Source organism: Pseudomonas sp. (genome assembly GCF_036387035.1).
Lineage (GTDB): Bacteria > Pseudomonadota > Gammaproteobacteria > Pseudomonadales > Pseudomonadaceae > Aquipseudomonas.
Map to the genome: position 1 here is coordinate 1 of NZ_DASVUM010000052.1, position 11,037 is coordinate 11,037.

Annotated in this window: 9 protein-coding genes, 1 tRNA gene and 1 pseudogene; 5 read left to right on the plus strand and 6 right to left on the minus strand. The window is 60.0% G+C overall.

From position 1 onward, the window contains the following. Positions 1–62: 62 nt before the first annotated feature. A tRNA-Glu gene (locus VF672_RS04610) sits at positions 63–138 on the minus strand. 264 nt (positions 139–402) lie between these two features. Between VF672_RS04610 and VF672_RS04615 the strand changes: the two genes are divergently transcribed. Continuing rightward, positions 403–1,176 (plus strand): hypothetical protein, encoded by a 774-nt coding sequence (locus VF672_RS04615; protein ID WP_331101943.1) that lies wholly within the window; start codon positions 403–405, stop codon positions 1,174–1,176. Positions 1,177–1,231: 55 nt separating this feature from the next. Here the strand turns inward: VF672_RS04615 and VF672_RS04620 are convergent, their stop codons facing one another. Together VF672_RS04620 and VF672_RS04625 are read right to left on the minus strand one after the other, a co-directional pair. Next, entirely contained in the window at positions 1,232–1,714 is a 483-nt protein-coding gene (locus VF672_RS04620; RefSeq protein WP_331101945.1) for a GAF domain-containing protein, read from the minus strand. Next, the gene (locus VF672_RS04625) at positions 1,711–2,604 is read right to left on the minus strand and encodes an ATP-binding protein (RefSeq protein ID WP_331101947.1); all 894 of its coding nucleotides are present in this window, start codon (positions 2,602–2,604) and stop codon (positions 1,711–1,713) included. Before VF672_RS04625 ends, VF672_RS04620 begins: the two co-directional genes overlap by 4 nt. 87 nt (positions 2,605–2,691) lie before the next feature. Here VF672_RS04625 and VF672_RS04630 point away from each other — a divergent pair, with 87 nt between their 5' ends. Beyond that, positions 2,692–5,010 (plus strand): hybrid sensor histidine kinase/response regulator, encoded by a 2,319-nt coding sequence (locus VF672_RS04630; protein ID WP_331101948.1) that lies wholly within the window; start codon positions 2,692–2,694, stop codon positions 5,008–5,010. A 12-nt stretch (positions 5,011–5,022) separates the two neighbouring features. Here VF672_RS04630 and VF672_RS04635 read toward each other — a convergent pair whose 3' ends face one another. Both VF672_RS04635 and msrB read right to left on the minus strand, forming a co-directional pair. Then, complete coding sequence (locus VF672_RS04635) at positions 5,023–5,523, minus strand: glutathione peroxidase (RefSeq protein WP_331101950.1); 501 nt, start codon at positions 5,521–5,523, stop codon at positions 5,023–5,025. A gap of 84 nt (positions 5,524–5,607) precedes the next feature. Then, positions 5,608–6,006, minus strand: coding sequence for a peptide-methionine (R)-S-oxide reductase MsrB (msrB, locus tag VF672_RS04640; RefSeq protein ID WP_331101952.1), 399 nt, complete (start codon positions 6,004–6,006; stop codon positions 5,608–5,610). Positions 6,007–6,198: 192 nt separating this feature from the next. On the opposite strand from msrB, the gene VF672_RS04645 reads away from it, so the two are divergent. Both VF672_RS04645 and htpX read left to right on the plus strand, forming a co-directional pair. Then, positions 6,199–7,410 carry a pyridoxal phosphate-dependent aminotransferase gene (locus tag VF672_RS04645; protein ID WP_331101954.1) on the plus strand — a complete coding sequence of 404 codons (1,212 nt, stop codon included), beginning with the start codon at positions 6,199–6,201 and terminating at the stop codon, positions 7,408–7,410. A gap of 266 nt (positions 7,411–7,676) precedes the next feature. After that, the gene (gene htpX / locus VF672_RS04650; protein ID WP_037011815.1) at positions 7,677–8,564 is read left to right on the plus strand and encodes a protease HtpX; all 888 of its coding nucleotides are present in this window, start codon (positions 7,677–7,679) and stop codon (positions 8,562–8,564) included. Between the two features lie 74 nt (positions 8,565–8,638). Here htpX and VF672_RS04655 read toward each other — a convergent pair whose 3' ends face one another. Beyond that, a complete protein-coding gene (locus VF672_RS04655) occupies positions 8,639–9,295 on the minus strand; it encodes a thiopurine S-methyltransferase (RefSeq protein ID WP_331101958.1) in 657 nt (218 codons plus the stop codon). A gap of 105 nt (positions 9,296–9,400) precedes the next feature. Here VF672_RS04655 and VF672_RS04660 point away from each other — a divergent pair. After that, positions 9,401–10,167, plus strand: a pseudogene (locus VF672_RS04660) (DODA-type extradiol aromatic ring-opening family dioxygenase). Positions 10,168–11,037 lie beyond the last annotated feature (870 nt).

Sequence of the window (11,037 nt, forward strand, 5' to 3'; positions counted from 1 at the left end):
ACTCGAACTCGCGACCCCGACCTTGGCAAGGTCGTGCTCTACCAACTGAGCTATTCCCGCAATGGCGTCCCCTAGGGGACTCGAACCCCTGTTACCGCCGTGAAAGGGCGGTGTCCTAGGCCACTAGACGAAGGGGACACGCTACAACATTCACTCCCTGCTACGCTCTGCTGTGTGCTTTACGCTGCAAGTGGCGCGCATTCTATGGATGGATATAGGGGTCGTCAACCCCCCAGTGAAAATATATTCAAATCAATGACTTCGCCCTCTATTTAGGCAATGAGCGGCCGATACACAAGTGTCAGCCGCCATGGGCAATACCAGGCGAAGCGACAGGACCATCTTCCCGCGATAGTGGATAGCCACTACACTCGCGCAAATTACTTGATTGAGGCTTGTGCGGTGACACCACTCATTATCACCCTGTTCGTCATAGCAGGCATCGTGCTCCTCATAGCCTTCGGCTACCTGAATCATGTTGCTGAAGGCAAAAAGGTCGAGCGTGCGCGAAGCCTGGTCGAGCTCAACGACCGACTGCGTCGCTGCAGCGAGCTGTCCGAAACGTTCCCCGGCCAGCTAATGACGCCGGCGCTCAAGCTGCTGCTGGTCCGCCTGGAACTGAACGTGGTCAAGCGTCTGATCGCGCTTGAAAGAAGGAACAACCCGAACCTTCAGGAACGCCAGACTGAACTCGAAGCGCTGGTCGCCAAAGGTGATGCCATCACCGTCAGCAACCCGGCCAGCCCGATTCAGACCGAAGCCAAGGCCAAGGACGTGCGCTTCCTTTTAGAAGCCATGCACGGTCAGATCACGCGGGCGGCCCACGACGGTTTCCTGCAAACGGCTGAAGCCAAGCACTGGATTCGCGAAATCCGCAACATGCTGGTCCTGCTGCACATCGAGTTCTTCAACAACCTGGGCCAGCACGCGCTGAATCAGGAACAGCCGGGTCAGGCGCGTCTGGCCTTCGAGCGGGGCGTTCAATACCTGAAAAACCAGCCTGAGCCGGCGCCGTGGAAAACTCACTTGCAGGCCATGGAGCGTCAACTGGCCCGAGCCAACTCCATGGTGCTGGACACCATCGCGCCGAGCGAAGACGACAACAACGAGCTGACCGAAGGCTTGAGAGTCGTGGACGCGGATGCAGAGTGGAAAAAGAAGGCCATCTACGACTGATGGCTGACGCCTGACGCACCGCGAAGCACGGTGCGTCAGGCGTCAGGGCTTCACTTCAGCAATCGGTTGCTTTCAAAAAGATCGCCGCCAGCGTTTCAATCCCCGCCTGATCCTCTTCACTGAAACGCCCGACACTCGGGCTGTCCAGATCCAGAACGCCAATCAACCGGCCGTCCTTTATAAGTGGCACCACCACCTCACTGTTGGAAGCGCTGTCGCAGGCGATGTGCCCGGGAAACTCATGGACGTCGTGCACGCGCTGGGTTTTACGGCTTTGCGCGGCAGTGCCGCAAACGCCCTTGCCAAACGGGATACGCACGCAGGCAATCTGGCCCTGGAACGGGCCGAGCACCAGCTCTTCATTGCGGTTGAGGTAGAAGCCCGCCCAGTTCAAGTCGTCGAGCTGGGTATAAAGGAAGGCTGAAAACTGCGCAGCGTTGGCGATGAAATCGCGCTCGTCTGCCAGCAGGGATTCCAGTTGTGCAGCGAGCAGGCGATAGCCATCAAGGCCCTCCCCTGCGGCATTCAAATCGATCATGCATCTTGCTCCAGCATTTTCAAACCCACCCAGTAGCGGGCGAATTGATAGGCGCAACGCCCGTTGCGGTTGCCACGGCCGGTCGCCCAGCGCACGGCGTGAATCTCCAGTGTTTCATCGCGCTGCCATTGCAGGCCGGCCTTGGTCGCGAGCTCGCCGATCCAGTGCTCCACCACGTCCAGGAAATGCTCCTGAGTGAACGGATAGAACGACAGCCAGAGGCCGAAACGGTCGGACAGCGCGATCTTGTCCTCCACCGCTTCGCTCGGGTGAATCTCGCCGTCGTCACCACGCTGCCAATGGGCGTTGTCGCTTTCTTTCTCCGGCACCAGATGGCGGCGGTTGGACGTGGCATATAGAAGGACGTTGTCCGGGGCCTGCTCCAGCGAACCGTCGAGCACGCTCTTGAGCACGCGGTAGTCGCCTTCTCCGGATTCGAACGACAGGTCATCGCAGAACAACACGAAGCGCTGCGGCAGCTTTTGCAGTTGCTCGACCACGCGCGGCAGATCGCCCAGGTGGTCCCGCTCAATCTCGATGAGGCGCAGGCCGGCCTTGGCGTGCTCGGCCAGCAACGCGCGCACCAGCGACGACTTGCCCGTGCCACGGGAACCCCATAGCAAGGCATGGTTGGCCGGCAGGCCGTCGATGAACTGCTGCGTATTGCGGCCCAGTTGCTCACGCTGACGGTCGACGCCGATGAGGTCTGAAAGGCGCATGTCCAGCGTCACCTCAAGCGGCATCAGGTAACCGCTACGGCCTTCGTGAACCCAGCGCGCCGCCAGCGTCGTTTCCCAGTCCACCGGCTGTCGCACGGCAGGCAACAGGGGCTCGAGACGCGCCAGTACCGACTCGGCGCGTTCCAGAAATGCATTCAATCGAGAATCCACGGTTTCTCCTTGATTTAACGGGTTAACGCCCGGCCACGATCAGCTATGCTTGGCTCGCGACGGACACAAGAAGTGACAGTGCCTTTTATGGATATAGCGATCACCCACCGGCTGTCATTCAAACAGGCCCGTTTGACTGTGCTGATCGGCTTTATATTGGGCACGCTGCTCAGTCTGTTTCAGATTGCGCTCGATTATGCCAGCGAAGACGCCTCCATCAATCGTGAAATTCGCTCGTTGCTGCAAATCAGTCACAACCCCGCCTCCCGCATTGCCTACAACCTCGACGCTGAACTGGCGCAAGAGCTCACCCTCGGCCTGCTGCACTCCCCCGCCGTGGTCGGCGCGCAGTTGACCGATAACAACAACGTCCAGCTGGCTGCCGTGTCGCGACCGTTGGCGCAGAGCCGCTACAGAATGGTGAGTGATTTCCTCTTTGGCGGGAGCCGGCAGTTCGAAGACGTGCTGCACCTGGACCACATCCCCAATGAGTCGATCGGCATCCTGCACCTGGACGTCGACACCTTCGCCTTTGGCAGCCATTTTTTGCAGCGGGCCGTGGTCACGCTGGTTAACGGCTTCATACGCAGCCTGGTACTGGCCGGCATATTGCTGGCGCTGTTTTACTTCACCCTGACCAAGCCGCTGACGGGCATGATCCGTGCCCTGTCGGCACGTGACCCGCGCAGCCCCATCCAACCCCCGGTGCCTTGCCCGCGCGGCCATGAACATGACGAAATCGGCGTCCTGGTGGCAGTCACCAATCGTCAGTTCGAGAGCGTTGCCAGTGAGTTCGCGCGGCGGCGAGCGGCGGAAAACCGGCTCACCGAACACCTCAACGAACTGGAAGACATCGTCTCCGCGCGCACCAATCAGCTCGAGTCCAGCAACGCCCGGCTCAGCCAGTCCAACGAAGAACTGCAGATCGCACGCAGCACGGCGCTGGACATGGCCCATGCACGGTCGGCGTTTCTGGCGCACATGAGCCATGAAATCCGAACGCCACTCAATGGTCTGCTGGGCATGCTCGCGTTGTCCCTCGATGGCCCGCTGAGCGCAGAGCAGCGCCAGCAGCTGTCGATTGCCCATGACTCGGGCAAGGTGCTGGTCGAGCTGCTCAACGATATTCTCGACCTGTCGAAATTCGACGCCGGCCAGGTGGAGCTTGAGCGCATTCCGTTCGACCTGGCTGCACTGATCGAAGACACCGCCAGCCTGTTGTCGCAGAATGCGGCGCCGAACGTCGAACTCACCTGTCTGATCGACCCGCGCTTTCCGGCGTCCGTGCTGGGTGACCCGACCCGGGTCCGGCAGATCGTCAGCAACCTGTTGTCGAACGCGCTGAAATTCACCCGCGCCGGACGCGTGGATGTGCGCCTCGGTCAGCACGGCGGTCAGGTGCGCATCGAGGTGTGTGACACCGGTATCGGAATCGCGCAGGACGCGCAGGCGAAGATCTTCCAGCCCTTCACTCAGGCCGAAGCGGCGATCACCCGGCAGTATGGCGGTACCGGTCTGGGCCTGACGCTGACCCATAACCTGACCGATGCCATGAACGGGCAGTTGAGTATTGATTCCACCGTTGGCGTCGGCAGCCGCTTTTGCGTGGACCTGCCACTGCCGGCCCACACGCCTGCGCTGAAATGGCCACTGCTGAAAGGTAAAGTGCTGGTGGCCAGCGAGGCGGACAGCGGGTTGCTGGAGATGCTGAGTCGACAGCTGCCGGAGTGGGGCGTCACGTGTCAGCTACTGGCCGAAGGCGCGCCACCCGATGCCGATGCCGACCTGTTGATCACTGATTGCCCGCAGTGCCTGGTGGCTATACGCGAGGCGAGTGCGGTGCCGGTGTTGCTGGTGACGGCGTACGGCAACTTCATGCCCGGCGAGCAGGTGGAGGCCTTGGCACCGCTGCAACAGCAGGCGCGGCCGTTGCCGCGCACTGTGCTGCATCAGAGCCTCGAGCGCATTCTCAGCGCCGACGGTCAGACCGGTCTCAGCCAGGAACAGGGCGACCCCTCCCCCAGCCATCGGGCGCGCATTCTGCTGGTAGAGGACAACCCGGTGAATCAGTTGGTGGCGAAGGGCATGCTGGGCAAGCTCGGTTGCGATGTGGTGGTCAGCAGCAACGGCGCCGAAGCACTGCAACAGCTTGAACAGGAACACTTCGATCTGGTGCTGATGGACTGCAACATGCCGGTGATGAACGGCTACGATGCCACGCGCCGGATCAGGGAGAACGCCCGCTGGGCGGATCTGCCCATCATCGCACTGACGGCTAATGCTATGCCTGAAGAGCGCGAGCACTGCAAGGCCGCAGGCATGAGCGACTACCTGGCCAAACCGTTTCGTCGCGAAGAGTTGATGGCCTTGCTGGATCAGTGGATCCCCGTGGAGCAGCCGCACTGAAAGCGGCTTCGATCAGCCGGCCGCTTGCTCTTTCAGCAGCGCTTCGATGTCGGCTTTGATGTCTTCCGGCTTGGACAACGGCGCGTAGCGTTTGACCAGCTTGCCGTCGCGGCCGACCAGAAACTTGGTGAAGTTCCACTTGATGCCTTGGGAACCGAGCAGCCCCGGCGCACGTTTTTTGAGCTGCACGAACAGCGGATGAGCATGGCTGCCGTTGACGTCGATCTTCTTGAACAAGGGAAAGGTCACGCCGTAGTTCAACTCACAAAATTCTGAAATCGCCCCTTCGTTACCCGGCTCCTGCTTGCCGAACTGGTTGCAGGGAAAGCCCAGCACTACCAGGCCGCGATCCTTGTAGCCCTGCCAGAGTTCTTCAAGCCCCTTGTATTGTGGCGTAAACCCGCACTTGCTGGCGGTGTTCACCACCAGCACCGCCCTGCCGCCAAAATCGGCCAGGGTCTTTTGCTCGCCTTTGATCGTTTGCACCGGAATGTTCAGCAATTCGTCGCTCATGGCGATGCCTCGAAGGAGTAAACCGCAACGCTAGCGCGCCATTGTCCGGCGCGCCATCCCATTGTTGCCCGTGATAGGCCTGCATCAGGCGTTGCGTGGCACCAGGTCCAGGCACACGGAGTTGATGCAATAGCGTAGACCGGTTGGGGCGGGTCCATCAGGGAATACGTGGCCCAGGTGCGCATCGCATTTGCTGCAGACCACCTCGGTGCGGATCATGCCGTGGCTGACGTCGCGCACTTCGACCACCGCGCTGCCTTCCAGCGGCTCGTAAAAGCTTGGCCAGCCGCAGCCTGAGTCGAACTTGGTCTTGGAATCGAACAATGGTTCGTTACAGCAGATGCAGTGGTAAACGCCGTCGGTCTTGGTGTCGTTGTATTTGCCGCTGAAGGGGCGTTCCGTGCCCTTGAGCCGGCAGACGTTGTACTGCTCCGGATCAAGCATCGCTTTCCATTCTTCAAGGGTTTTATCCAGCTTTTCCACGGGTAAACCTCCACAATTGAAAAAGCCCGAACTGTGTCTTTTCCACGGATCGGGTGGCACGTATGATTGCGCCTTCGTTGGGCGCCAGTCTGTCACCCGCGTTTGTCGCATACAAACCCATTTTGATGGCGTCATGCTCAGCGGTCTGCGCGTCTTCACACAGCAGACCGTCTCTTTTCGGGACCAATCACCATGCAGTTCAGCAAATCGAACAAGCTCGCCAACGTCTGCTACGACATTCGCGGGCCAGTGCTCAAGCACGCCAAGCGCCTGGAAGAGGAAGGCCATCGCATCCTCAAGCTGAACATCGGCAACCCGGCGCCGTTTGGTTTCGAGGCGCCGGACGAAATCCTCCAGGACGTCATCCGCAACCTGCCCATGGCCCAGGGTTACAGCGACTCCAAAGGCCTGTTCAGCGCGCGCAAGGCGGTGATGCAGTACTACCAGCAGAAGCAGGTCGAAGGTGTCGGCATCGAAGACATCTACCTGGGCAACGGCGTCTCCGAACTGATCGTGATGTCGATGCAGGCCCTGCTCAACAACGGCGATGAAGTGCTCGTGCCTGCGCCGGACTATCCGTTGTGGACCGCCGCCGTGGCATTGTCCGGCGGCAACCCGGTGCATTATCTGTGCGACGAGCAAGCCAACTGGTGGCCGGATCTGGACGACATCAAGGCCAAGATCACGCCGAACACCAAAGCCATGGTGATCATCAACCCGAACAACCCGACCGGCGCCGTGTATTCCCGCGAAGTCTTGCTAGGGATGCTTGAGATTGCCCGTCAGCACAATCTGGTGGTGTTCTCCGACGAAATCTACGACAAGATCCTCTACGACGACGCCGTGCACATTTGCACCGCCTCGCTGGCACCGGATCTGCTGTGCCTGACCTTCAACGGGCTGTCGAAATCCTACCGCGTGGCGGGCTTCCGCTCTGGCTGGATCGCCATTTCCGGCCCCAAGCACAACGCGCAGAGTTACATCGAAGGCATCGACATCCTGGCGAACATGCGCCTGTGCGCGAACGTCCCGAGCCAGCACGCGATCCAGACGGCACTGGGCGGCTATCAGAGCATCAACGACCTGATCCTGCCGCCGGGCCGACTCCTGGAACAGCGCAACCGGACTTGGGAATTACTCAACGATATCCCTGGCGTCAGTTGCGTGAAGCCGATGGGGGCGTTGTATGCCTTTCCGCGGATCGACCCGAAGGTCTGCCCGATCCACAACGACGAGAAGTTTGCGCTGGACCTGCTGCTTTCGGAAAAGCTGCTGATCGTTCAGGGCACCGCGTTCAACTGGCCGTGGCCGGACCACTTCCGCGTCGTGACGCTGCCGCGTGTGGATGACCTGGAACAGGCCATTGGTCGTATCGGCAATTTCCTGAAGACCTACAAGCAGTAATGCTGCTTGCTGCAGGAGCCGGCTTGCTGGCGAACGCGGTCGATCAGTGACGACGATGTACCTGACGCACCGGGTTCGCCAGCAAGCCGGCTCCTACGGTTTCGAGCCCCATCGCTCTGCCCTCACCCTCGCGCCGACGGCTCTTATTGCCGGGGCGATGCCAGACGACACAGTTTGAAATGATCGCCCGGTTGAATACGCCCTGACATCACCTTATATACCCCCGCAGTACGTTACATATTCTTCCCGAGGAGACACTTTTAACCATGATGCGCATTTTGCTGTTTTTGGCCACTAACCTTGCGGTCGTGCTGATTGCCAGCATCACCCTGAGCCTTTTTGGCTTCAACGGGTTTATGGCGGCCAATGGGGTTGATCTGAACCTCAATCAGCTGCTGATCTTCTGCGCTGTGTTCGGTTTCGCCGGTTCGCTGTTCTCACTGTTCATTTCCAAATGGATGGCGAAGATGAGCACGGGCACCGAGATCATTACCCAACCTCGTACCCGTCATGAGCAATGGCTGCTGCAAACCGTGGAACAACTGTCCCGCGATGCGGGCATCAAGATGCCTGAAGTCGGTATCTTCCCGGCCTACGAGGCCAACGCGTTTGCTACCGGCTGGAACAAGAACGATGCGCTGGTCGCGGTCAGCCAGGGCCTGCTGGAGCGTTTCTCGCCCGATGAAGTGAAGGCCGTGCTGGCCCACGAAATCGGCCACGTTGCCAACGGCGACATGGTGACGCTGGCGCTGGTACAGGGCGTGGTTAACACCTTCGTCATGTTTTTCGCACGGATCATCGGCAACTTCGTCGACAAGGTGATTTTCAAGAACGAAGAAGGCCGCGGCATCGCCTTCTACATCGCGACCATCTTCGCCGAGATCGTGCTGGGCTTCCTGGCCAGCGCCATCGTCATGTGGTTCTCGCGCAAGCGTGAATACCGCGCCGATGACGCCGGTGCGCGCCTCGCAGGTACTGGCGCAATGATCAGCGCCTTGCAGCGCCTGCGCTCGGAACAGGGCGTTCCGGTGCAAATGCCTGAGAGCATGACCGCGTTTGGCATCAACGGTGGTTTGAAGCACGGCCTGGCCGGGCTGTTCATGAGCCACCCGCCGCTGGAAGAGCGCATCGAGGCGCTTCGTCGCCGCGGCTGATTGCTAGAAAGCTGCAACGAGAAAGGGCGACGTGAAGTCGCCCTTTTCTTTTGTACTCGGTTCTTTGCGCTGCGCTAGCGCCGATACAGCCGATACGCGTATTCCATCAGGGACGTGGCCCCGGCCTGCTTGAATTTCGCTCCCTGCTCCAGCACGTCCAGGTCCGCGACCCGTTTGACCCGCCAATCCGGGGACAAAAGCTGTAGCACCTCATCCTCGTCCACCGAGAACGGTGGGCCGGCAATCAGCGACTGATCGTAATCAAGCGTCACCAACAAGCCGCAGGCGTCTTTGGACAGCAGATGATTGAGCTGTCGGATGTAACGCCAGCGCAGGTCGGGTGGCAGCGCGATCAGGGCGGCACGGTCGTAGAACGCGGTGCAATCGCCCACGTCTTCGGGCTTGAGCGCGAAGAAGTCGCCGCACCAGATCTCGCAACCCTCCGCGCGATAGCGTTTAAGCTCGCCGTGGGGCTCAATTACAGGCTGCAAGCCGTTTTCGCTGAAGAAGCCGGCGACCGCTGTTTCTGACAACTCCGCGCCCACCACGTGAAACCCCTGATTGATGAGCCAGAGCATGTCGATGCTTTTGCCGCACAACGGCACCAGAACACGCTCCCCCGGCACTGCGGTGAGTTCTGGCCACAGCCGCAACAGGTGTGAATTCACCGACGCCTGATTGAAACCGATCTGATTGATCGCCCAACGCTCATGCCAAAACCCCGGCTCCATAGACACTCCTGATATACCGATCAAAACGGACGAAAACTTATATTAGATTTAGATTGATGAGCTGCCTGATCATGCAGCTCATCTTATACGCTCAGGACACTGCAAATGCTCCCTAGCCTGTTCATTTCCCACGGCTCGCCGATGCTTGCGCTTGAACCGGGTGAGAGCGGCCCGGCGCTGGCGCGTCTGGCGGCTTCGCTGCCACGGCCTGCGGCTATTGTGATTGTCTCGGCCCATTGGGAAAGCAACGAGCTGCTGGTCAACGGCAACCCGCAGCCGGAGACCTGGCATGACTTCGGCGGCTTCCCGCCCGAACTCTTCGCCGTGCAGTACCCCGCACCTGGCCTGCCGGCGCTAACGCATCGCGTGCTGGAACTGCTGGCGGAGGCTGACCTGCCGGCGCGCATGCACGCACAACGGCCTTTCGACCATGGCGTCTGGGTGCCGCTGTCGTTGATGTACCCGCAAGCCGATATTCCCATCGTCCAGGTATCACTGCCGACGCGTATGGGCCCTGCCCTGCAGACCAAAGTCGGTCAAGCGCTGGACCGGCTCCGCCAGGAGAACGTGTTGCTGATAGGCTCCGGGAGCATCACCCATAACCTGCGAGAGCTGGACTGGCAGGCGGGACCTGAAAGCATCACACCCTGGGCCTTGGCGTTCCGGGACTGGATGGTGGAAGCGTTGGCGGCCAACGACATCGAAGCCTTGCATGATTACCGCCGCCAGGCGCCGTACGCTGCGCGCAACCACCCGACTGACGAACACCTCCTGCGCTGTATTTCGCCCGCGGGGCGGGAGGGCCGTTCAGCATCGAACATCAGGGTTTCACCCTGGGCGCACTGGGAATGGACATCTACCGGTTTGGTTGAGCTACACCCATCCAGGTCCCATTGAACGCACGCGATGCTTTTAGTGGGACCGGCTTCAGCCGGGAAGAGGCCAGTTTGATCACCGTCAATTTCGCGGCGTGACGACTGGCGCTTCCCCGGCTAAAGCCAGTCCTACATACGAGTCCACACCCAATCTCACTGAATGCACGCGATGCTTTTAGTAGGACCGGCTTCAGCCGGGAAGAGGCCAGTTTGATCACCCTCAATTTCGCGGCGTGACGACTGACGCCCTCCCGGCTAAAGCCGGTCCCACATTCGAGTTCACACCCAATCTCACTGGCTGCACGCGATGCTTTCAGTGGGACCGGCTTCAGCCGGGAAGAGGCAATTTGATCACCCTCAATTTCGCGGCGTGACGACTGGCGCTTTCCCGGCTAAAGCCAGTTCTACATACGAGTCCACACCCAATCTCACTGGCTGCACGAGACGCTTTTAGTGGGACCGGCTTTAGCCGGGAAGAGGCTGGTGAGTACGCTATAGATTTACGGTGTGGCGCCTGACGCCTTCCCGGCTGAAGCCGGTCCCACCGGATGGCATTCCTGCAAGTCCTTGAGGTCAAGAGCCGATTGATGTTGCGCTGGCCACATCCGTTTATTATCGACTTTTATCGAGCATCCTGCGCTTCTCCTCCTGCCTGTATCTCCCCGGGCAACATAACGTAACCCTCCATTCGTTGACCGCTCATCGACCCACCCGCATCCTGCGCGACCTCAAATTTGCGCGCACCCGGTAGGTCATGTTCAAGGACGACACAAAAGATCCCTTCTGGGAAAACTCGATGTTCAAAGGCACAACGCTTCCCAACGGCGGCGCGTCCTGGGCAGCCTGGAATCCACCGCCCGAACCTGT